Raw genomic sequence first — 21856 nt, 5'->3', positions numbered from 1 at the left:
GGATGTCTGCCGTTTGATTCGCGCAAAAGGCGGGTATCCATAGTCAATTTCGCTGCGGGCATAGGTATTTGTCGCGGGACAGTCCAGGGCCGGCGCATCCCCAAACTGCACATATGGGTATGGCATACTTTTCCAGCAGAAAGACCGATAGTGAGGGGTATGACCATGACCAAGCTCGATTTCAAGCCGCGCGGCGTTTGCGCCCGCATGATCCACGTGGAACTGTCCGAGGACGGCCAGACCATTGAGAACGTTTCGTTTGAGGGTGGTTGCAACGGCAACCTCAAGGCGATTGGCAAACTGGTGGCAGGCCAGCCGGTCGACCGTATCGTCGAGATGCTCGAGGGCAATACGTGCGGCCCGCGCAAGACCTCCTGTGCCGACCAGATGACCCGCGCCCTGCGCGAGGCCCAGGGGTTGGTTGCCGAGTAGCCGAAAGGCCTGTTCGCCCGGTTGAGGCCCGGTGCCGTGTCGTCGGGTGTTGAAGATGGTTGCCTGGCGGCTTTACGGTGTGGCGCCGAACGGGCGCGGGCGCCGGGTTGCCGGAAGGGCGTCGGGGCGGCGGTGTCGGACGGGCACATCCAGGATTGAGCATTCGGCAGCGTATTGTATGGGGATCTCACATAATGAGCAGTAAACATCGCGAAAAGTTGAACCAGAGCCCTGCTGCCGGCCGTAAGGTCAGCGGCGGTTTCTCTCGCCGCTCTCTATTCAAAGGCGCGGCCGCGGCTACGGCGGCACTTGGGGCTGTTTCTCTCGCGGGCTGCAGCTCGAAGGGGGATGAGCAGCAGGTAAGCGGCGAGCCCCAGGTCATCACGGACGACTCCAAGATCGTGAACGTGACCGAGGAATTTAAGAGCGCCGACAATCCGCTCGCCGCCCAGTCCGCTTGGGACCTGCCCCTCGGCACGGTTCCGTTTCACTCCGAGGGTGCGTGGGCCGCGCTGCTCGAGGCGCCCTCCAGCGCTCGTTCGGTAAACACGCTCGGCATCATCTCCCTGGCGTCGGGCGCGCGCGCTACGCTGATCCCGCAGCCCATCAAGGGCAGTGCGTACGGCTTCCACGACGTTCGCTGCAGCGAGACGGTTTATGCGTGGATCGAGATGAACTACGCAGAGGCGTCGTGGGTGCTTCTCGCCCAGGAGTTGCAAAACGGCGCGCTTGCGGGCGAGGCGGTCGAGCTCGACCACGGCAACGCCGATTGGGAGCCCGCGCGTTTCACGGTGGCCGGCGGGCATGTCATATGGCAGAAGATGCCGCTTGCCAGCGGTTCCAAGCGTGCGGAGTTCTCTCATTGCTATAGCTGGGCGTTCGGGGATGCCAAGGCCAAGGACCTTTACGAGAGTCCGGGTCGCTTTGCCACATGGCCGCGCGTGAGCGGGGGATGCCTCACCATCGCGCCGCGCGTGAATACCGAGGAGGGCACGTTCTACGGGATAACCGCGCTCGACCTCGACGGCGGCAAAATGGTCGACCAGCTGGTCATGCCGCAAAACGTGAGCCCCTTTGAGGCCGTGTACATGAACGGGGCGTTCGCGTTCTCCGTTGAGGCTAACTATGGGTACGGCGGAAGCTTGGGCAACATGGGTACGTTCATCGGTCGCGAGGGCGGTCCGTTCGTGTACCTGAGTCGCGAACCCCTCGCCTGCGTGGCGGGGAAGGGCAGCCGCTACCTCATCAAGGCGCGTTCGTCGCATTTCGTGCTGGATACCGAAGCGAAGACCTATGCGATCCTGCCCGCTCCCGATAAGGCCACCGACTACGGCGACTATCCCGCGAGCGAGGGCGAGACCGATCGTTTTGTGACGTTCGCCACGGTCCGCGGCGACAACGGTCTGCCCGCCGCCGTGCAGGTCAGGGTGTTCCCGCTGGCATAGTGCGCCGGGCATCGGTTGAAGCCTGCGCGCAATTAGGTGCAATTGGGGACGGGTGCAAATTGCACATCATGCACGGCCTTGCCAGTTCAAAGGGCTTGGCGCGGCGGTGTGCAATTTGCACCCGTCCCCAATTGCACGCCGCGCTAGATTCCGGGCGCTTGATTGAGCGTCCGGCATATTGGGCATACTCCATCCAAGATATGCGTCGCGCTTGTGCGTTAAAATGTAATGACGCTTGATCACGAGACGAGGAGGCCGCCCATGGCTTCAGATGCACGTAAGATTTTGTTGGTTGAAGACGAGAAGGCCATTCGCGACGCGGTGGCCGCTTACCTCGAGCGCGAGGGCTATTGGGTCGTGGGCGTTGGCGACGGCCAGTCCGCTGTCGAGGAGTTCGAGAAGCACCAGTTCGACCTGATCGTTCTCGACCTCATGCTCCCCAAGCTTTCCGGCGAGCGCGTTTGCCGCGCCATTCGCGATACCTCGGATGTGCCGATCATCATGCTCACCGCAAAGGGCGAGGTCGAGGATCGCATCATCGGCCTGGAGCTCGGTGCCGACGATTACCTCATCAAGCCGTTCTCCCCGCGCGAGCTCGTTGCTCGCGTGCGCGCGCTGTTCCGTCGCGCCCATCAGGCCGATGAGCCGCAGGTCGAGGTGCTCGACTTCGGTGATCTGGTGATCGATATCTCCGGCCACAAGATTCTGGTCGAGGGCAAAGAGGTCGACCTCACCGCCTCCGAGTTCAAGCTCCTCACCACGCTCGCCCGTCATCCGGGTCGCGTGTACAACCGTATGGAGCTGGTGGAGAAGGTTCTCGGTTACGACTTCGAGGGTTACGAGCGCACGATTGACAGTCACGTCAAGAACCTGCGCGCCAAGCTGGGCGACGATCCCAAGAAACCCAAGTGGCTCTACACCGTCCACGGCGTGGGCTATCGTTTCGAGGCTCCCGCGCAGTCGGACAAGGCCGACAAGTAACACGTCTGCAGACGGGCGCCGCGAATGGTCGTGGCGCCCGTTTTTTCGTTTAACGGGCAGTCTCAAATGGGGACAGGTGCGATTCGAGACGCGCCGAGTGTCGCAATTAGTGCCTGTCCCCATTTGAGGCTCAATCATGAGGAGGGTGAGATGGCGCGTTTGGTCATCGGGCAAAAACACGGGTACGAGGGTGATCAGTCCTCGAGCCGCGCCAGTTGGAACACGCCGCACGCCACGCCGCGCACCGGCATCAGCTACGGCGGCAGGATGGCGCTCTCCTTCGCCCTGACCTCGTTGGTGACGGTCATGATTCTGGCCTCCGTGGTCATGGTGGTCTGGGGCGGTGCATTTTCCGATTACACGCGCGCCAACGTCGAGGAGATCGCGAACGTGGTGGCCGCCAAGATCGCCGAGACGTACCGAGCGGACGGCGGCTGGAAGCGCGAGTCGCTCGCCGCCATTGCCGAGTCCAGCGCCCTGTCCGACGATATCGGCCTGCAGGTCATGGATGCCAACGGCAAGATCTTGTACGACGACACCCTGCCCGCGCGCCATGCCAAAGAGCACAGCCCCGTTTCCAAGGCCCCCACGGATCCCGAGTCCGCTGTGACGGTTCCCATCATCGCGACGGATGGCGTGCGCATCGGCGATGCCCGTCTATGGGTGCTCGGCAGCGACGCCCTGCTCACCAAGGCCGATACGGCATTTCGCGAGCGCACCTTCAACGCCATGGGGCTCGCGGCGTTCATCGCCATTTCCATATCGGTCATCGTGGGCTTCTTGGTGTCGCGTATGTTCACCAAGCCCGTGGGCACCATCACCGATACCGCCCGCCGCATCCGCGAGGGCGATCTTTCGGCCCGCACCAACATGCGCGGTGACGATGAGATAGACCAGCTCGGAGAGACCTTCGACGAAATGGCGGCCAATCTTGAGCGCGACCTCAAGCGCGAGCGCCGCCTTACCTCTGACGTGGCGCACGAGCTGCGCACCCCGCTCATGGCCATGCAGGCCACGGTGGAGGCCATGCAGGATGGCGTGTACCCCACCGACGCCGAGCATCTGGAGACCGTCGCCTCCGAGACCCGGCGCCTGGCGCGCCTGGTGCAGCAGACGCTCGACTTGAGCCGCCAGGAAAACCATGCGGCCCCGTTGCGTCTCGACCAGGTCGACATTGTCCAGCTCACGCGTACCATCGTGAACAATCAGCATCAACTCTTCCACAACAAGGGCCTGCACCTGCGCTTTGCCGATGAAATGCAGGGCCGCTCCGCGGTGATCACCTGCGATGCGGACATGATCACGCAGTGCGTCATCAACCTCATGAGCAACGCGATGCGTTACACACCCGAGGACGGTTGGGTTGTGGTGTCGGTCCATGGGGATCGAAAGCACGTGATGGTGACGGTTTCCGACACGGGTATCGGCATCGCGAAGGACGACCTTGCGCGTATTTTCGGGCGCTTCTGGCGCGCCGATGCCAGCCGTGCCCGCGAGGCGGGCGGCCTGGGCGTGGGCCTGGCCGTGACCAAGCAGATCGTCGAGCGCCATCATGGGTTCATCGCCGTGGAATCCGAGCTCGAAAAAGGCACGACTTTTACGATTCATCTGCCCCGTGAGCTGGAAGCCGAGGGCACTTCAACTACAATGAAGCATTAGCTGTAAAACCTCGGAGGGGTATCGCGCGGCCCCGTTGGCCCGCGGCTTGGCGCGCGAGGCGCCGACCCCAAACTGCATGAAGGAGAACGAGCACGTGAGCACCCGTAGCGCCCAGAACAAGCGTAGCCAGGACAAGTTGCAGGGCATGTCCGGCTCCGGCATGGCCCGTAAGTCGACCTCTTCCGCCAAGCCCGCCCGTCCCGCGGGCGGTTCGGTCCGTGTGGTTCCGGCAACCGCCAAGGCCAAACGCGCCGCCGCCGAGCGCGGCGAGGACCTCTCCAACCTGTCCAAGGAGGAGAAGAAGGCCCGCAAGGCCGAACTGCGCCGTGAGGAGGACCGCATTTACACCGCGTCCAGCCAGCTCATGAAGGAGGACGAGGATTATCCGCGGTATCGCCGCATCTGGTGGGTCCTGCTCGTCATCGGCATCCTGGCGCTTATCGGCACCTGGGTGCTGCTGGCCGTTCTCGGCCAGGACGGCATGGCCGACAAGGGTGCCCAGACCGCGCAGTTTGCCCTGATTGTGGCCGCCTACGCTGCGATCATCGTCGCCTTTATCTTCGACTTCATCAAGATTCGCCCGATCCGCAACGCCTGCCGCGATAAGGCCGCTGGCATGACCGCCGCCAAGCTCGACGACGTCATTGCCCGCTCCATGGCGCCCAAGGACAAGAAGCAGGGCAAGTAGCATATGTTCAAGGCCGAACTTACCGTGGAGGATGCCCGCGCCGGCATGCTCAAGCTGCAGCCCAAGATCGAGCGTTATGCCGACCTGATCGTTCGCAAGGGCGTGAACGTCGAGGCGGGGCAGGAGGTTGTCATCCAGGCTCCGGTCGAGGTTGCGCCGTTCGTGCGTACGCTGGTGGCACGTGCGTATGCCGCCGGCGCCGGCCACGTGACCGTGATTTGGAGCGACGACGAGATCACGCGTTTGACGTATGAGAACGTCGAGGCTTCCTGGTTCGAAACGGTTCCTTCCTGGCAGCGCGAGCAGCTCGATTCGCTTGCCGAGGGTGGTGCGTGCTTCATCTTTGTCGAGGGTGCGGACCCCGAGGCCCTCAAGGGTATCGATCCGGCCAAGCCCGCGGCGGCCTCCAAAGCGCGCAACACCCAGTGCAAGGCATATCGCCGCGGCATGGATTTCAACATCAACCCGTGGTGTATCGCCGGCGCACCGGTGGCCGCTTGGGCCCGTCGCGTGTATCCGGGCGTTGAGGACGAGGTCGCCGTCTATCGTCTGTGGTGCGCTATTCTCTCCGTTGCCCGCGCGGACGGCGATGATCCCGAGTCCGCATGGGAGCTGCACGACGCCACGTTCGGGAAGAACTTGCGTCTGTTGAACGACCGTCACTTCGATCGCTTGCATTACACCTCGGCCAACGGCACCGACCTGTGGGTTGGTATGACCGACCGCCATGTGTGGGAGGGCGGCTCGAGCGTGACTCCCGAGGGGTGCGAGTTCTCGCCGAACATCCCCACGGAGGAGGTATTTACCTCGCCGGATTGCGACCGTGTGGACGGCATCGTGTATTCGGCCCTGCCGCTCGTACGCCACGGCAACAAGATCGACCGCTTCTGGCTGCGTTTTGAGGGCGGCAGCGTTGTGGAGTTCGACGCCGAAGTTGGCCGCGATACGCTTGAGAGCATTCTTGAGACCGACGAGGGTGCGCGTCGCCTGGGTGAGGTTGCGCTGATCTCGAAGAACACGCCGATCCGCGAGACGGGCATTCTGTTCTACGACACGCTGTACGACGAGAACGCGAGTTGTCACCTGGCGCTTGGATCCGCTTTCCCCGAGTGCTACGAGGGTGGCTGCGACCTGTCTGCCGAGGAGTTGCGTCGCCGCGGCCTGAACAAGAGCGCCGCGCACGTCGACTTTATGATCGGTGCCGACGACCTGGACATTACGGGTATCACGGTCGATGGCGAAGAGGTTCCGATCTTCGTGAACGGTCAGTGGACCTGGGAATAGGCTTTTTGGCCGCCGACGTGGGTCGGCGGCCTTTTTTATGCCGCAAAAACAAAACGCGAGGGGCGCAGGCTCCTCGCGTTCATGTTCAAGGGTGGGTCATCAGGGGTTCGAACCCTGGGCCTTGGGATTAAAAGTCCCCTGCTCTGCCAGCTGAGCTAATGACCCGCGTGCTGCATTGTACCACGGTCGGCAGCTATGGCATCGCGTGTCTCGGCAAATGGGGGTGTCCGTGCATTGCGGTTTTATTTCGGTGCCGCTGTCGAGACGGGCAAATCCGTGGCGCGTTCGTTTGAATGAAGGGCTGGTTGCAGAGACACTGAAGTGCCTAATGCATAAAAATCCTACTCCATAGCCAAATTACGAATATAAATTATTTACTACGCGAAACTCTGCAAAGTCGCGTACAATACCCCGAGACCATACGGCCTTTAAGCCGGTACCGAGAGACCGAAAAGGAGACGAGATGGGTTTGAATCGCCCTGCGGACGTGTGTGCGCCCGCGCCTTCGCGCGCTGATGCGAGCCCCCTGGCCCAGCGCATCATGGCATCCACTTCAAAAGGAAATACCAGCCCGGCAGTGCTGCTGCTTGCCGACGGCACCGTGTTCTACGGCCGCTCTTGCGGCGCTGCGGGCACGGCGACCGGCGAGGTTTGCTTCAACACCTCGCTCGAGGGCTACTTCGAGGTCATGACCGACCCGAGCTACGCTGGCCAGATCGTGACCATGACCTATCCGCAGATCGGCAACTACGGCATCGACCTCGCCGATGTGCAGAGCGCCTTCCCCGGCGACGGCTCGCGTCCCGCGAACGCCCCGGCGATGCGCGCCATGGTCGTGCGCGACATGTGCCCCACGCCTTCCAACTGGCGTAGCGCAACGAGCGTTCCTGCATATCTGCAGAAGCTCGGCATCGTTGCCATTGAGGGTGTCGATACGCGCGCCCTCGTCCAGCACCTGCGCGACAACGGTGCCCAGATGGGCATCGTCTCGACCGAGGAATTCGATCTGGACGAGCTCGCCTCCCGCCTGGCCGCCGCGCCCCAGCTGGTGGGGGAGAACCTCGTGAAGACCGTGAGCTGCCCCGAGCCTCACCCCTTTACCACGGCAGACTTGCCTGCTGCCCATGATTTCGCCCTGGCCTCCCCGGCGGGTGAGGGGGTTGCGAATCCGGCTGTGCATCGCGTGGTCGCCTACGACTGCGGCGTGAAGCGCGGCATCCTCGAGGGCCTTGTCCGCGCCGGGTGCGAGTTCGTCGTCGTGCCGTGGAACACCCCCGCCGCCGAGGTGCTCGCGATGAACCCCGATGGCGTCTTCCTCTCCAACGGCCCCGGCGACCCGGACGCCGTCCCCGAGACGTACACGCAGGTGCAGCAGCTTATCGGCCGTGTGCCCGTATTCGGCATCTGCCTGGGCCACCAGATGATCAGCCTGGCCGCCGGCGCGCAGATCGAAAAGCTCAAGTTCGGTCATCGTGGCGGCAATCAGCCGGTCATGAACCTCCTCACGCGTCGCGTGGAGATCACCGCGCAAAACCACGGCTTCGGCCTGGTGTTCCCCAGCCTGGGCGCCCTCGTGCCCGAGCTGTCCGGCGGCGTTGCCGAGCATCCGACCGATGGCGACCTGCGTTTCTGGGTCGAGCGCGGCATCGCGCCGGTGGTGGAGAATGAGCGCTTCGGCCGCATCCGCCTCACGCATGTGAACCTCAACGACGGTACCGCCGAGGGCATCCAGCTCCTCAACGCCCCGTGTTTCAGCGTGCAGTATCACCCGGAGGCCTCGCCCGGCCCCACCGACGCGCACTACCTGTTCACCGCGTTCGCGCGCCTAATGGCGGGCGAACCGGATTATCTGAGCATCGACATCGCCGCCGACCGCCTCGCCGGCTGGAATTTTGCAACGGAGGAGAACTAGCATGCCCAAGCGCGAAGACATCAAACGCATCCTGGTCATCGGGTCCGGCCCGATCGTCATCGGCCAGGCGTGCGAGTTCGACTATTCCGGTGCCCAGGCCTGCAAGGTCCTCAAGGAGGACGGTTACGAGGTGGTCCTGGTCAACTCGAACCCTGCGACCATCATGACCGACCCCGGCCTTGCCGACCGCACCTATGTGGAGCCCATCACGCCGGAGTTCATCGAGCGCGTCATCGAGCGCGAGCGCCCCGACGCGCTGCTGCCCACGCTCGGCGGCCAGACCGGTCTGAACGCCGCCGTCGACCTCGCCCGTTCCGGCGTGCTCGAGCGCTACGGCGTCGAGATGATGGGTTGCGACCTTGCCGCGATCGAGCGTGGCGAGGACCGTAAGCTCTTCAACGAGGCCATGGCCGAACTCGGCCTCGAGGTGGCGCGCTCCGGTTACGCCTACTCCGTCGAGGACGCTCTGGCAATCGTCGAGCGTACGGGCTATCCGTGCGTGCTGCGCCCGAGCTTCACCATGGGCGGCGCGGGCGGCGGCATCGCCCACGACGAGGCCGAGCTCATCCAGATCGTGGCCCAGGGCCTCGAGCTGTCCCCGGCAGGCGAGGTGCTCGTCGAGGAATCGATCGAGGGTTGGAAGGAATATGAGATGGAGGTCATGCGCGACCGCGCCGGCAACGGCATCATCGTGTGCTCCATCGAGAACCTCGACCCCATGGGCGTGCACACGGGCGACTCCATCACCGTCGCTCCCGCACAGACCCTGTCCGATCTTGAGTACCAGCGCATGCGCGCCGCCTCCCTGGCGATTTTGGAGAAGATCGGCGTCGAGACGGGCGGCTCGAACGTGCAGTTCGCGGTCAACCCTCAAAACGGGCGCCTCATCGTCATCGAGATGAACCCGCGCGTGAGCCGTTCCTCGGCCCTCGCCTCCAAGGCCACGGGCTTCCCCATCGCCAAGGCCGCCGCGCGCCTGGCCGTGGGCTATACCCTCGATGAGATCACCAACGACATCACGCGCGCCACGCCGGCGTGTTTCGAGCCGTCGATCGACTACTGCGTGGTCAAGGTGCCCCGCTTCGCCTTTGAGAAGTTCAAGGGCACCGACACGACGCTCACCACGCGCATGAAGGCCGTGGGCGAGGTCATGGCGATCGGCCGCACGTTCGAAGAGTCGTTCGGCAAGGCCATGCGCTCGCTCGAGGACGGGGCCTGCGGCTTCGGCGTGAACGCGAAGGGCGCGGGCGAGCTGGCATCCCTGGATGAGGACGACCTTGCGGCGGCTGTGTCCCGTGCGAGCGAGGGGCGTATCGCCTATGTCGCCGAGGCGCTGCGCCGCGGTTGGAGCGTGGAGCGCCTGTACGACGCCACGCGCATCGATCCGTGGTTCCTCGCCCGCTTGCACGATATGATCGCCGTGCAGGAGGCGGTGCGCGGCCTGCGCGTGGAGGACATCGACGCCGACGCAATGCGCCTGCTCAAGCAGTACGGCACGAGCGATGCCCAAATCGCGCTGCTGACCGGCAGCGACGAGCGCTTCGTCCGCGCGTATCGCAAGGGGCTGGGCGTGGTGCCGAGCATGAAGACGGTCGATACGTGCGCCGCCGAGTTCGAGAGCGCCACGGAGTACCACTACAAGACGTACGAGAACCTCATGCGCCCGGCTCCCGCTGCGCGCCGTGGCGTGGCTGCCGACGAGGTGCGTTCCTGTGAAAAGCCCAAGGTCATGATCTTGGGCGCGGGCCCCAACCGCATCGGCCAGGGCATCGAGTTCGACTACTGCTGCGTACATGCCTGCTACGAGCTGGCCGAGCGCGGCTTCGAGACCATCATGGTCAACTGCAATCCCGAGACCGTGTCCACCGACTACGACACTTCCGACCGCCTGTATTTCGAGCCGGTCACCTACGAGGACGTGATGGACATCGTGGATGCCGAGCGCCCCGTGGGTGTGATTACCACGTTGGGTGGTCAGACGCCGGTCAATCTCACGCGCGCGCTGGCCGAGAGCGGCGTGAAGATCATGGGCACGCAGCCCGACGCCATCGATTTTGCCGAGGACCGAGAGCGCTTCTCGGCGCTCCTCGACCGACTGGGCATCATGTATCCGCCGGCGGGCATGGCGACCTCGTTCGAGGAGGCCGAGGCCGTCGCGGCGCAGATCGGCTATCCGCTGCTCGTGCGTCCGAGCTACGTGCTCGGCGGCCGCGGCATGATGATCGCCTACGACGCCGAGCGCCTGCGCGAGTACATGGCCGAGGCCACGCGCGTGAGCCCCGATCATCCCATCTACCTGGACCGTTTCCTTGAGGGTGCGTATGAGAGCGACGTCGACGCCCTGTGCGACGGACGCGACGTTTACATCGGGGGCATCTTGGAGCACATCGAGGAGGCGGGTATCCATTCCGGCGACTCGGCCACGTGCATCCCGCCGTTCTCCTTCTCCGAGTCCTTGCAGGAAAAGCTGCGTGAGACGACACGCCGCATCGCGCTGGCGCTCGGCGTGCGCGGCTTGGTGAACGTGCAGTATGCGGTTAAGGGCGACGCCATCTACGTGATCGAGGCGAATCCGCGCGCGAGCCGCACCGTGCCGTTCATCTCCAAGGCGACGGGCGTGCCGCTTGCCCGCTGCGCCGCCCGTATCATGGCCGGAGCCGCTCTGAGCGACCTGGGCCTGCCGGATGACCGTCGCAAGCTCGATTACTTCTGCATGAAGGAGGCCGTGATGCCGTGGGGTCGTTTCCCCGGCGCGGAGGTCATCCTGGGGCCCGAGATGAAGTCGACGGGCGAGGTCATGGGTATCGCCAAGAGCTATCCCGAGGCGTACGCAAAAACGCAGCTGGCAATCGATTACCAGCTGCCGACGCCCAAGGACGGTCGCGTGTTCATCTCGGTGTGCGACCGCGACAAGCGCCACATCCTGAGCCTCGCGCGCATCCTGCGCTACCTGGGATTCGAGATCGTGTCCACCGAGGGAACGGCGCGCGTGCTGCGCGGCGGCAACGTGCCGTGCGAGATCGTGGGCAAGGTCGGGGCCTCGAGTTCTGCGCCCGGATCCGCGTCCGGCGAATCACGCTCCATCCTCGACCTCATCGCCAACGGGGAGATCGCGTTCATCGTGAACATCCCCTACGGCCCGGGTTCGCGCGGTGACGGATACGTGCTTCGCACCGAGGCCGTGCGCCGCGGGGTGACCTGCCTGACGGCGCTCTCCGCCGCCAACGCGTACATCGCCGCGCTCGAGGCCCGTCAGTCGGGCGACGGCATGGAGGTCGTGGCGCTGCAGGACCTGGCGTAGGTCGCAGACGGTCCGCTGCGGGGCAGTTTCATAGTGCGGGGGAGGGGTCTTCCTCGGGAAGGGGGTGCTTCGGGCTTAGGCCCGGGCACCCTTTTGCATGGCGAGGTCTGCGTTTGCCCTAAATGTGAAGATGCGGGTTAAAACCGGTCATATCGACTCAATTTACAAACCGTTGACAGAAAAAAGTGAGGGGGGGTGCGCTTAGGCCCTTTGGGAGCGATTCGAAGGGGTGGCGCGAGAAGCGGAATGTCCCTCCATCAATAACTTGACGACATGGTAGTTTTGGCAGTTCAACGAACCTCTTGAGTTGAGCGTGTGGAAGCCGCTTGGACTGCATCTGTTCGCAAGCTCCTCATCGGTGACGATAAAATCCCAGGCACAGGCTCTAAAAATGACACCCCAGACACAAATTGATAGCTGCCAGGTAGAGATAAGGTGTTATGGTTCTCGAGTGCAAGTCAGGCTGGATGACGTGTGTAGATGCGAATCTGGCCTCCCCGTGCGGGCGCGCGCTGAGCGTCCGCCGCAGTGCGGAGGCCGCGGCGCGGGCGTCCATCCTGGGGCAGATGCGTATTTCGGGGAGGTGCGCCAACATGAGCAAACGAGTCCGGGTCAATATTCCGGGTGTTCGGGTCAACGAGACCGGTTGCCGCGTGCTGCGCGTCATCGCCGAGCGCTCCAGCTGCGAGCACGGCCGCCGCTGTGCCGAGGTCCAGCTTGCCCATCGCGATATTGCCCAGGCTGCCGCGGTCAGCGTTCCGACGGTGATTCGAACCCTCGCCGCGCTGCGCGATTGCGAGCTCGTCATCGTTCGCGACAACGTTCAGCCCAACGGCGCCCGCCTGTCGAACAGCTATGAATTGACCGCATTGGGCCTGGAGGTCATCCGCATGGCCGAGGAGCTCGGGACGTTCGCGGAATAGCGCTCCCAATCGCGTGTGAAATGGGCTGAGAGCAGTCTCCCCCTCGTGCCAGTAGGTATACTAAAGCCACTACCACCGCGATTCCCTGGAGGCACCATGGAAACCACTGCAACTGAAAAGACCCCGCTCGTCGGCATCATCATGGGCTCTAAGTCCGACCTCCCCGTCATGGAGGGCTGCACCGCCGAGCTTGAGCGCCTGGGTGTTCCCTACGAGCTGGTCATTGCCAGCGCGCACCGCAACCCCGCGCAGGTGCACGAGTGGGCCGAGACCGCGGCCGACCGCGGCATCAAGGTGATCGTGGCGGCCGCCGGCAAGGCTGCGCATCTCGGCGGCGTCGTTGCCGCCTTCACCCCGCTTCCGGTCATCGGCGTGCCCATGAAGACGAGCGACCTGGGCGGCCTGGACTCTCTGCTCTCCATGGTGCAGATGCCCTCCGGCGTGCCCGTGGCCTGCGTTGCCATCAATGGCGCCAAGAACGCGGCCATCTACGCCACGCAGATCCTCGGCGCCACCATGCCCGAGTATCGCGAGGCCATCGCCCAGCTCAAGCGTGAGATGGCGGAGGCGTAGAGGCGCATGGCGAACGAAGGGGGAAAGCACTTCAAACCCAAAGGCCAGCCCGCGCCCGGCCCCGGTGGGGTTCAGGCGCCGCGACCGGTGAGCTCGCAGCCCGTTCCCCCGTCGCCGTACGCGCGTTCCGCGCGCGGTTCGCAGGCCGTCGGCGGGCAGCGTCCGGTCCAGGGCGTGCGTTCCGTGCGCCCCGTGCATGGTGCGCAGGCGGGAACCCCAGCTTCGTCCGCGTACCGCGCGCCTCAGGGCGGTAAACCTGGACGTTCCGGCAAGGGCCGCGGCAACGTGCTCTCCAACATCCTGATTGCGGTGGGCGTGGCGCTGCTTCTCGTGGCGGGTGGCCTGTTCGTCAAGGCGCAGATCGGCTACAAGAAGGCCAATGATTACTACAACGGCATCGCCGAGATGGCCGTGAAGGATTTCTCGGGCGAGGACGATATTCCGCAGATCGATTTCGACGCACTCAAAAAAGAGAGCGACGATATCGTGGGCTGGATCTATGTCCCCGGAACGCGCATCAATTACGTGGTCGCGCAGGGCGAGACGAACAACACCTACCTGCGTCATCTGCCCAATGGCGAATACAGCGAGAACGGCACCATCTTCATGGACATGGACGGCACCGCCCCGGGTATGGTCGACCAGCAGACCACCCTGTACGGCCATCACATGAACGACGGCGCCATGTTCGAGCCCATCGATGCGAGCATGGACCAGAAGGTCTTCGACACGTTCAAGAAGGTCTACTACATCACGCCTGAGATGACCTACGTTCTCAAGCCGATGTTCACCATGCAGGTGCAAGACGATTATGTCGACGCCCGCCGCACCAATTTCGATAGCGAGAAGGCCTTTACGCAGTACCTGCAGGCTTCCCTCGCCCAGGCGAAGGCAAGTGCGAAGGATGCCTCCGCCGAGGTGGAGAAGGCCGACAAGGTCCTCACCCTCGTGACGTGCGCCGGACAGATCATTCCCCGCACCACCCGCGCCGGCATGGTGTGCCGCGTGGTCGACACCATTCCGGCCCAGTAAGTCTCAATTGGGGAGCCTCAATTGGGGTCAGGTGCGAATTGGGGGCACATGTTGGCCTCAATTGGGGACAGGTGCAAATTGAGACATGTTCGCGCCGGCTGGCTGGGGATGCTTTCCCGCTGGCCGGCGCGCTGTTTATAGTCAAGGCGATGCCCATGCGCGCCCGTTTGCGGTTGGGCATTGCGGGAAAGAAAGGATCGACCATGGCAGATATGCCTTCTATCGACGCTTGGCTGCGCGAGGCCAAGGCCGACCCGAGCTTCCGCGCATGCGGAATGTATCTGGTCCACAACGGAACCGTGCGCGAGACGCCCAAGGCCGAGGCCCGTGGCATCGAGACCGATGGCGTCCAGCCCGGCGACAAGGTCACCGGCATGGTGTTCAGCTACGACGAGGCCAAGGTGGCCGCCGCCGTGGAAGAGGCGCGCGCTTTGCCGGGCATCGGCTACGTGCGCGTGTGGTTGAACTCCGGCGAGCTCGCCGTGGGCGACGACATCATGCTCGTGCTCATTGGCGGCGACATTCGCCCGCGCGTGATCGACGGCCTGCAGCACTTGGTTGCGACCATCAAGAACACCTGCGTCGTGGAGCGCGAGCTCTCCGAGTAGCGGGTTACGACGGTTTTTCGGGCCGTTCGCGGCTGTCCGGATTGGTCGCTTTCCGAGTGTCGGCCCTGCCTGCCGATCCGAGTTCTTGCGCGGTTTCCGACTCTGCCGCGGGTCCAACTTTTGACCGGGTTTTGATCCGATTGCAGGCCCGGCTTCTGGTCGCGATTTGCCACTTTGTAATAGCGTGGCAAATCACGACCATTTTTTATGCGTTGCGATTAGAAAAATGGTCGCAAAATGCCATGGTGTCGGAGCGTGGCAAATCTCGACCATTTGTCACGTGGGATAGCTAGAAAAATGGTCGAGAAATGCTGCGCTGTCGTAGAGAGGCATTTCTCGACCGGTTCATAGGGGAAAAGTCCGAAAAAATGGTCGCAAAATGCCTCGCTGTTGCAGCCTGGCATTTTGCGACCAAAATCACGTCTGAGAGCGGTGCCTGTATTTGAGAGCGGTGCCCGTATTTGGCAGAGCGGTGCCCGTGTCTGGCAGGGCAACTACCTCGGGCGCGCAACCGCTTTCGGCCGGCGCTCGGCGCCCGCCGCGCGGCGCGAGTTTGAAGCCCGTGCTTGCCCCGACGTCCGCTTACGCCGCCGGCTTGGGGGAATCCACACGACTCGAGCTATCCGGGTGGATCGTCATCGTCTGGAAGCGGTTTGCCATGTAATCGTTGTCGAAGTGCTCGGCGTAGAACTCCTCGACCGGGGAGCTGGGCTGAATGCCGCTCACACGGCAGAACCAGCAGTCGAGCGCCTGGAGCGTCATGACACCGTTCACCAGCATGAGGGCGGTGACCACGGTGGTCAGCGAGTAGCGCATCTTCCACGGGATCAGGTTGATGAGCTTGAGCAGGCGCGGCAGGCAGACCTTGATCCAGAACAGGCCGAGGGTGCCCCACATGAGCATGAACGGGGTGGACGTGCGCCCGGCGAACAGGATCGCCATGGGGTCGGGGATACCGGGCAGCAGTTCGTAGGAGTACGCCCAGGCGATCGCGCCGAACGAGGTCTGCATCCACCAGCCCACAGCGGCCTCGAACACGCCACCGATCAGGGCGCTGACCAGGAAGATCAATACAAAACTGCGCTTATAGAAGCGGTTGAGGGCAACGGTGAGCAGCACAGCGCCAAAGCCGTAGATGGGGCTGAACGGGCCGAACAGAAGGCCGGCTCGATCCTGGTACACGCCCGGGTCGACCCACACCATGTGGAAGATGACCTCGATGATCAGGCCGAGCACGCAGCAGACCATAAAGACCCAGAACAGGTTGAAGAAGTTGAGCTTGATATAACCCTCGCCCGTGAGGTCTCGGCCCAGCATGCCCTCGGCGGCCGCCTCGCGGTCCTCGAGATCGCGCAGGTGGCGCTGCAGTTCGCGCTCCTGGCGCAGCGTGGGGTCGATCGTGGCGGAGAGCGCCGTGAGGATGCCCAGCTGGATCATGGGGCGGATGAGGTGCACGCCGATGCCCTGGAGCATGACGTCGATCAGGATCTGTGCGACCGTCATCACGATGAGGGCGTATGCCCAGCGGCCCGCGTCGCGGCGGTAGCTCTTCATGAGCGTCCAACCGAAGATGATGAGCGCAACCGAGGCGACGAACGCCAGGACGGAGCCGATCGCCGTCATGGTGACGGTAAGGGTGAGGTTGGAGCCGATGAGGACGGATTCCTGGCCGAGCACCAGTCGATAGACCATGATGCCAAAGTAGGCTCCCATGAGCGGCAGCGCCACGACGCCGTCGAGCGCGCACAGGGCGCCGTACACGCGCACGATGAGCGGGATGGCTTTGCGCTGGTCGGCGGTGGTGTTCTTGGGATCGAGGTCGTTACCCGGAAGGTCGTAGTCGGGGTTCGTGGTGGCCGCGCGGCTTGTTGGGTCGCTCACAGATGCTCCTTGCTCGCAAAATGGCACAAATCGAATATTTGTTCATATTACCCGTTTTGGCCGAACGTACTCCCGCGCCACCACACCTCAATTCAGGGACAGTCCCCAAATCGAGGTGGAGGTGCGTCAAATCGAGGCGCGCCCGCCAAAGCAAAGGACCCGCCGACCACATGGGTCGACGGGCCTTGAGTTTCGCGTTTGATGCGCGGGCACGCGCGGCACGGGGCGTGCGCGGAGCGCTTGCCGGCCTCCGCGGCGGTTTACTCGCCCAGCAGCGCCTTCTTCATGGAGGCGGCGGCCTTCTTGCCGGCGCCCATGGCCAGGATGACGGTGGCGGCACCGGTCACGATGTCACCGCCGGCCCACACCTTGGGGTTGGAGGTGCGGCCGTCCTCATCGGCTTCGATGAGACCCCAGCGGTTGAGCTCGACGTCGGCGCAGAGCTTGGCGAAGGGGTTCGCCATGGTGCCGATGGCGGTGATGGCCACGTCGCAGGGAATCTCAAAGGCGGAGTCGGCCACGGGGACCGGGCGGCGACGGCCGGAGGCGTCGGGCTCGCCGAGTTCCATGCGCTCCAGCTTGACGGCGGACACAAAGCCGTCCTCGCCCTTGATGAACTCGAGCGGGTTGACGAGCTCGAGGATGTGCACGCCCTCTTCCTTGGCGTGATGGACCTCGGCCAGGCGCGCGGGCATCTCGGCCTCGGTGCGGCGGTAAGCCAGCGTCACGCTGTCGGCGCCCAGACGCAGAGCGGTGCGGGCGGCGTCCATGGCAACGTTGCCGCCGCCGAACACCACGACGTTCTTGCCCTGGCGGATCGGGGTGTCGTAGACGGGGAAGTCGTACGCGTGCATGAGGTTGGTGCGGGTGAGGTACTCGTTGGCGCAGTACACGCCGGGCAGGTTCTCGCCCGGGACCTTGAGGAAGCGGGGGAGACCGGCGCCCACGGCGAGATACAGGGCGTCAAAGCCCTCCTCGTTGAAGAGCTCGTCGGCGTCGAACAGGCGCCCGGCGACGGAGTTGTACTCGAACTTGACGCCGAGCTGCTCCAGACCGTCGATCTCGCGCTTGACGATCTTCTTGGGCAGGCGGAACTCGGGGATGCCGTAGGTCAGCACGCCGCCGCCGGTGAAGAAGGCCTCGAACACGGTGACGTCGAAGCCCTCGCGGGCGAGCTCGCCGGCGCAGGCGATGCCGGAGGGGCCGGAGCCCACGATGGCGACCTTCTTGCCGTTCTTGGGCTTGCACACCGGAGCGCGGCCGACCTCCTCGGCCATGTCGCCCACCATGCGCTCGAGCTGGCCGATGGCCACGGCCTCGCCCTTGCGGCCGAGGATGCACTTGCCCTCGCACTGGTTCTCCTGCGGGCACACGCGACCGCAGACGGAAGGCAGCAGGTTGTCGCCCTTGATGGTCTCGAGCGCGCCGGCCCAGTCCTCGTCGCGGATCTTGGAGATGAAGCCGGGGATGTTCACGCCGACGGGGCAGCCCTGCATGCACAGGGGCTTCTTGCAGTCGAGGCAGCGGTTGGCCTCGGCGATGGCGTCTTCCTTGGTGAAGCCCGTGTCGACCGGGCGGAAATCGCACGCGCGCTCAGCGGCCGGCTCCTCGTTCGGAGTGGTGCGGGGAGCGCCAATGTTCGGGCGATACTTCTTTACTTCTGGCATGCGCAGGCCTCCTCATGACGCTTGGTGGAAACGGCCTCTTCGCCGCGGTAGCTGGCCTGGCGCGCGGCCAGGTCGTCCCAGTCGACGGCGCTGGCGTCGAAATCGGGGCCGTCGACGCAGGCGAACTTGGTCTCGCCGCCCACCTCGACGCGGCAGCAACCGCACATGCCGGTGCCGTCGACCATGATGGGGTTGAGGCTGGCGATGATCGGGATGTTGTGCTCGTGGCAGGTGAGGGAGGAGAACTTCATCATCGGCACGGGGCCAACGCAGAAGGCGTGGTCGATGGAGTCGGTCTCGCACAGGCGCGCGAGCGGCAGGGTCACGACGCCCTTCTCGCCCATGGAGCCGTCGTCGGTGGTGACGAACAGGCCGGCGAGCGGCAGCGCGTCGAACTGCTCATGCAGGATGAGGAGGTCCTTGGTGCGGGCGCCCATGATCACGTAGACGTTCTTGCCCTGCTCGCAGAGCATGCGCGCCACGGGGTAGGCGATGGCGAGGCCCACGCCGCCGCCGATGACGGCCACGGAGTCGCCCTCGACCTCGGTGGGCTGGCCCAGCGGGCCGGTGATGTCGCGGATGAAGTCGCCCTCGTTGAGCTCGGAGAGGCACTGCGTGGTCTTGCCCACCACCATGAAGATGAACTCGATCCAGCCCTCCTCCGCGTTCCAGTTGGCGAAGGTGAACGGCACGCGCTCGCCCGTCTCGTCGATGCGCACCATGAGGAACTGGCCGGCGTGAGCCTTCTTGGCCATCCTCGGGGCGTGGACGCGGAACTCGAAGACCTTCTCCGAGAACTGCGTCTTCTTCAGGATTTCAAACATAGAACCCCTCTCTGATTGGCCGGAGCATCGTATGCGCAGGTCGCGCAAGCGATGAGCTCCGAATGCAACCTCCCTTGCATGCGCATGAGGCGAATGTGCGCATACGGTATCAAGTATACCCCGCGGCCTTGCATGCAAGCCCTGCCCGCGCGTCTTTCGGGCAAGCGGTAAAACGTTTTTCGGTGGATGAGGGGACGGTGAAAAGAAGGGCGCCGACCTCAATTTGGGGACTGTCCCTAAATTGAGGTCGGCGCTTTTGGGTGTGATGCGGTTTTGCGCCGGGTCGTCAGTGTTTGCCGTTGGCGTTCGCGCCGCCGTTGACATGGTCACGCGCGAACACGACGCCGCGGGTCACGGCGAGTGCCGCGGCTTCGGCGGCCTGGTGCGTCATGACCTCGAAGTCCTCGGCCTCGCGGGAGCGCAGCTGCTTGAGGACGAAGTCAGCCACGGGCATGCGACCAGGGGGGTTGCCGATGCCGGCGCGGATGCGCGAGAAGTCGCGGCTGCCGAGCTTGTCGATGATGGAGCGCAGACCGTTGTGGCCGGCGTGCCCGCCGCCCACCTTCACGCGAACGTCGCCCGCGGGGATATCGAGCTCATCGTGGATGACGAGCAGCTCCTCGGGCTTGACCTTGTACTGCGCGCAGAGCTTGGAGATGGGGCCGCCGCTCGTGTTCATGTAAGACTGGGGCTTGACCAGGACGACCTCGCGCTTGCCGCCCTCGGCCTCGGCGTCGTTCACGTTGATGACGGCGACCTCGGCGCCCGACTGGTTCTTCCAATAGCTGACGCCCGCCTTCTCGGCCAGGACGTCGATCGCGCAAAAGCCGGCATTGTGACGGGTTGCGGCGTATTCCTCGCCGGGATTGCCGAGTCCGGCGACCATGCGGATGGGCTTGGGCTGTGCTGCGGCCATGGGGCTCCTTGCGTTCGTCTTTTACCTGCCGAGTATGGTGGCGGTGGGCGCGGGCGCTGTCAAATCAGGGCGGTGCGGGATGTGGAGGGCGGGGGGGGTGTCGACTTGGGGGCGGTTTGTCTTCTTGCTGTGCGGTACTATCAATTCATGGGCGTCGTCATCCGACGTCCGATTTGATACCGAACATCAAGGAGTCCCCATGGATGTCACCGCGATTGTAATGGCCGCAGGCGAGGGCACGCGCATGAAGTCGAATCATGCCAAGGTGTCCCACCAGATTCTCGGCAAGCCCATGGCCTGCTGGGTCATCGATGCGGCGCTGGCCGCTGGATGCACCCGCGTGGTCGTGGTGGTGGGCAGTCACTCCGACGAGGTGCGCGCGCTGATCTCCGCCGCCTACGAGGGCACGCCTGCCGCCGACGCCATCGAGTGCGTCGAACAGGTCGAGCGTCTGGGCACCGCGCATGCCGTCCGCACCGCGCTGGATGCGACGGGCATCGACGCCGGTCCCGTGGTGGTCTTGAACGGCGACCTCCCGCTCATCCAGGCCGATACCATCGCCGCCTTCGCCAACACCGTCGCCGACGGCTCGAACGCCGGCGCCGTGCTCACCTTCACCCCGCCCGTGCCCTTTGGCTACGGCCGCATAGAGCTGGCCGAGGACGGGACCGTCAACCGCATCATCGAGCAAAAGGACTGCACGCCTGAGCAGGACGCCGAGCTTCTCGAGTGCAACGCCGGCTGCTACGCCTTCGACGGCGCGCTGCTCGCCGCTCACATCGGCGAGGTCGGCAACGACAACGCGCAGGCCGAGTACTACCTGCCCGACATGGTGGAGATCCTGAAGGCCCACGGCCACGCCGTGACCATCTCCCACTGCGAGGACTACCGCGACGGCCTGGGCGTGAATAGCCGCGTGCAGCTCGCCGAGCTCACCGCCATCGCCCGCGATCGCATCAACGAGCGTTTCATGACCGAGGGCGTCACCTTCATCGATCCCGCCCAGGCCTGGATCGGCCCCGATGCGCAGATCGGTCGCGACACCATCGTGTGGCCGCAGACCCACCTCATCGGCGCTTGCCGCATCGGCGAGGGCTGCCAGCTCGGCCCGAACAGCCGCCTCACGAACGTCGTGGCGGGCAACGATTGCTCGCTCGACGAGACGGTTGCCATCGACGTCGTGATCGAGAACGGCGTGACCTGCGGGCCGCGCGCCTACCTGCGCCCGGGTACGCACCTTTTGGACGGCGCGCACGTGGGCACGCATGTCGAGATCAAGAAGTCCACGATCGGCGAGGGCTCCAAGGTCCCGCATCTCTCCTATATCGGCGACACCACGATGGGGGCGGGCGTGAACGTTGGCGCCGGTTCCATCACCTGCAACTACGATGGCAAGAACAAGCACGCCACCACCATCGGCGACCGCACGTTCATCGGCTCCGACACCATGATGGTCGCCCCCGTGAACATCGGCGCGGACGTGGTGACCGGCGCGAGCAGCTGCATCACTCGCGACGTGCCCGACGGCGCCCTGGCCGTGGAGCGTTCCGACCAGCGCATTGTCGAGGGCTACACCGAGCTGCGTCGCGCCCGCCTGTAACCCTTTCCGGATGTGCAATTGGGGACGGGTGCGCTCGCCGATGAAGTTTCGTTGGGTGCGTTATCGGTGGTCAATTAGCTGACAAAGTGGCTAATATATAGAACGTGTAAGGAAGTTGTGGCGTATAAAG

At 64.3% G+C, this 21856-nt stretch carries 17 protein-coding genes and 1 tRNA gene; 13 read left to right on the top strand and 5 right to left on the bottom strand.

Annotation, left to right across the window (positions count from 1 at the left end; all coding sequences use genetic code 11):
• The first annotated feature begins 165 nt into the window (after nt 1-165).
• The 6 genes from FY258_RS07450 to FY258_RS07425 all read left to right on the top strand — a co-directional run bounded on the left by FY258_RS07450 (nt 166) and on the right by FY258_RS07425 (nt 6489).
• On the top strand, nt 166-432 hold the full coding sequence (locus FY258_RS07450; protein WP_118104696.1) for a TIGR03905 family TSCPD domain-containing protein: 267 nt from the start codon (nt 166-168) through the stop codon (nt 430-432).
• A gap of 194 nt (nt 433-626) precedes the next feature.
• On the top strand, nt 627-1877 hold the full coding sequence (locus FY258_RS07445) for a hypothetical protein (RefSeq protein WP_118104694.1): 1251 nt from the start codon (nt 627-629) through the stop codon (nt 1875-1877).
• A gap of 261 nt (nt 1878-2138) precedes the next feature.
• A complete protein-coding gene (locus FY258_RS07440; protein WP_039910408.1) occupies nt 2139-2858 on the top strand; it encodes a response regulator in 720 nt (239 codons plus the stop codon).
• Nucleotides 2859-3008: 150 nt separating this feature from the next.
• Nucleotides 3009-4517, top strand: a complete 1509-nt coding sequence (locus FY258_RS07435; RefSeq protein WP_118104692.1) for a sensor histidine kinase — start codon at nt 3009-3011, stop codon at nt 4515-4517.
• 94 nt (nt 4518-4611) lie between these two features.
• Nucleotides 4612-5205 (top strand): hypothetical protein, encoded by a 594-nt coding sequence (locus FY258_RS07430; protein WP_259324494.1) that lies wholly within the window; start codon nt 4612-4614, stop codon nt 5203-5205.
• A 3-nt stretch (nt 5206-5208) separates the two neighbouring features.
• Complete coding sequence (locus tag FY258_RS07425; protein ID WP_118104690.1) at nt 5209-6489, top strand: aminopeptidase; 1281 nt, start codon at nt 5209-5211, stop codon at nt 6487-6489.
• 92 nt (nt 6490-6581) lie between these two features.
• On the opposite strand, the gene FY258_RS07420 is transcribed toward FY258_RS07425, so the two are convergent.
• Nucleotides 6582-6654 (bottom strand) — tRNA-Lys (locus tag FY258_RS07420).
• 376 nt (nt 6655-7030) lie between these two features.
• On the opposite strand from FY258_RS07420, the gene carA reads away from it, so the two are divergent.
• The 6 genes from carA to FY258_RS07390 all read left to right on the top strand — a co-directional run bounded on the left by carA (nt 7031) and on the right by FY258_RS07390 (nt 14838).
• Nucleotides 7031-8401, top strand: a complete 1371-nt coding sequence (gene carA, locus FY258_RS07415) for a glutamine-hydrolyzing carbamoyl-phosphate synthase small subunit (protein WP_118104722.1) — start codon at nt 7031-7033, stop codon at nt 8399-8401.
• Between the two features lies 1 nt (nt 8402).
• Complete coding sequence (gene carB / locus FY258_RS07410) at nt 8403-11702, top strand: carbamoyl-phosphate synthase large subunit (protein WP_118104688.1); 3300 nt, start codon at nt 8403-8405, stop codon at nt 11700-11702.
• A 593-nt stretch (nt 11703-12295) separates the two neighbouring features.
• The gene (locus tag FY258_RS07405; protein ID WP_147350726.1) at nt 12296-12625 is read left to right on the top strand and encodes a hypothetical protein; all 330 of its coding nucleotides are present in this window, start codon (nt 12296-12298) and stop codon (nt 12623-12625) included.
• 96 nt (nt 12626-12721) lie between these two features.
• Nucleotides 12722-13198: a 5-(carboxyamino)imidazole ribonucleotide mutase gene (gene purE / locus FY258_RS07400; protein WP_118104684.1), complete on the top strand. Its 477-nt coding sequence runs from the start codon at nt 12722-12724 to the stop codon at nt 13196-13198.
• A gap of 6 nt (nt 13199-13204) precedes the next feature.
• The gene (locus tag FY258_RS07395) at nt 13205-14230 is read left to right on the top strand and encodes a class B sortase (RefSeq protein WP_259324493.1); all 1026 of its coding nucleotides are present in this window, start codon (nt 13205-13207) and stop codon (nt 14228-14230) included.
• 203 nt (nt 14231-14433) lie between these two features.
• Nucleotides 14434-14838 carry a molybdenum cofactor biosynthesis protein MoaE gene (locus FY258_RS07390; protein ID WP_118104682.1) on the top strand — a complete coding sequence of 135 codons (405 nt, stop codon included), beginning with the start codon at nt 14434-14436 and terminating at the stop codon, nt 14836-14838.
• Nucleotides 14839-15420: 582 nt separating this feature from the next.
• Here the strand turns inward: FY258_RS07390 and FY258_RS07385 are convergent.
• The 4 genes from FY258_RS07385 to pth all read right to left on the bottom strand — a co-directional run bounded on the left by FY258_RS07385 (nt 15421) and on the right by pth (nt 20126).
• Nucleotides 15421-16719: a putative ABC transporter permease gene (locus FY258_RS07385; protein WP_118104680.1), complete on the bottom strand. Its 1299-nt coding sequence runs from the start codon at nt 16717-16719 to the stop codon at nt 15421-15423.
• 260 nt (nt 16720-16979) lie between these two features.
• Nucleotides 16980-18386 (bottom strand): NADPH-dependent glutamate synthase, encoded by a 1407-nt coding sequence (gene gltA, locus FY258_RS07380; RefSeq protein WP_118104678.1) that lies wholly within the window; start codon nt 18384-18386, stop codon nt 16980-16982.
• Nucleotides 18374-19210, bottom strand: coding sequence for a sulfide/dihydroorotate dehydrogenase-like FAD/NAD-binding protein (locus tag FY258_RS07375; protein WP_006723557.1), 837 nt, complete (start codon nt 19208-19210; stop codon nt 18374-18376). The genes gltA and FY258_RS07375 overlap by 13 nt, the downstream gene beginning before the upstream one ends.
• 286 nt (nt 19211-19496) lie before the next feature.
• On the bottom strand, nt 19497-20126 hold the full coding sequence (gene pth / locus FY258_RS07370; RefSeq protein ID WP_182279483.1) for an aminoacyl-tRNA hydrolase: 630 nt from the start codon (nt 20124-20126) through the stop codon (nt 19497-19499).
• 199 nt (nt 20127-20325) lie between these two features.
• On the opposite strand from pth, the gene glmU reads away from it, so the two are divergent.
• Nucleotides 20326-21726 (top strand): bifunctional UDP-N-acetylglucosamine diphosphorylase/glucosamine-1-phosphate N-acetyltransferase GlmU, encoded by a 1401-nt coding sequence (gene glmU / locus FY258_RS07365; protein ID WP_118104676.1) that lies wholly within the window; start codon nt 20326-20328, stop codon nt 21724-21726.
• Nucleotides 21727-21856 lie beyond the last annotated feature (130 nt).

Source organism: Collinsella intestinalis, from assembly GCF_902364775.2.
GTDB lineage: Bacteria > Actinomycetota > Coriobacteriia > Coriobacteriales > Coriobacteriaceae > Collinsella.
The sequence above is the reverse complement of the archived record's forward strand: the minus strand, read 5'-3'. Positions and strand labels throughout refer to the sequence as shown.

Bases quoted from the DNA above. Each gene is read 5' to 3' on its own strand.
- FY258_RS07450 (WP_118104696.1), top strand. From the start codon at position 166: ATGACCAAGCTCGATTTCAAGCCGCGCGGCGTTTGCGCCCGCATGATC.
- FY258_RS07445 (WP_118104694.1), top strand. From the start codon at position 627: ATGAGCAGTAAACATCGCGAAAAGTTGAACCAGAGCCCTGCTGCCGGC.
- FY258_RS07440 (WP_039910408.1), top strand. From the start codon at position 2,139: ATGGCTTCAGATGCACGTAAGATTTTGTTGGTTGAAGACGAGAAGGCC.
- FY258_RS07435 (WP_118104692.1), top strand. From the start codon at position 3,009: ATGGCGCGTTTGGTCATCGGGCAAAAACACGGGTACGAGGGTGATCAG.
- FY258_RS07425 (WP_118104690.1), top strand. From the start codon at position 5,209: ATGTTCAAGGCCGAACTTACCGTGGAGGATGCCCGCGCCGGCATGCTC.
- carA (WP_118104722.1), top strand. From the start codon at position 7,031: ATGGCATCCACTTCAAAAGGAAATACCAGCCCGGCAGTGCTGCTGCTT.
- carB (WP_118104688.1), top strand. From the start codon at position 8,403: ATGCCCAAGCGCGAAGACATCAAACGCATCCTGGTCATCGGGTCCGGC.
- FY258_RS07405 (WP_147350726.1), top strand. From the start codon at position 12,296: ATGAGCAAACGAGTCCGGGTCAATATTCCGGGTGTTCGGGTCAACGAG.
- purE (WP_118104684.1), top strand. From the start codon at position 12,722: ATGGAAACCACTGCAACTGAAAAGACCCCGCTCGTCGGCATCATCATG.
- FY258_RS07395 (WP_259324493.1), top strand. From the start codon at position 13,205: ATGGCGAACGAAGGGGGAAAGCACTTCAAACCCAAAGGCCAGCCCGCG.
- FY258_RS07390 (WP_118104682.1), top strand. From the start codon at position 14,434: ATGGCAGATATGCCTTCTATCGACGCTTGGCTGCGCGAGGCCAAGGCC.
- gltA (WP_118104678.1), bottom strand. From the start codon at position 18,386: ATGCCAGAAGTAAAGAAGTATCGCCCGAACATTGGCGCTCCCCGCACC.
- FY258_RS07375 (WP_006723557.1), bottom strand. From the start codon at position 19,210: ATGTTTGAAATCCTGAAGAAGACGCAGTTCTCGGAGAAGGTCTTCGAG.
- pth (WP_182279483.1), bottom strand. From the start codon at position 20,126: ATGGCCGCAGCACAGCCCAAGCCCATCCGCATGGTCGCCGGACTCGGC.
- glmU (WP_118104676.1), top strand. From the start codon at position 20,326: ATGGATGTCACCGCGATTGTAATGGCCGCAGGCGAGGGCACGCGCATG.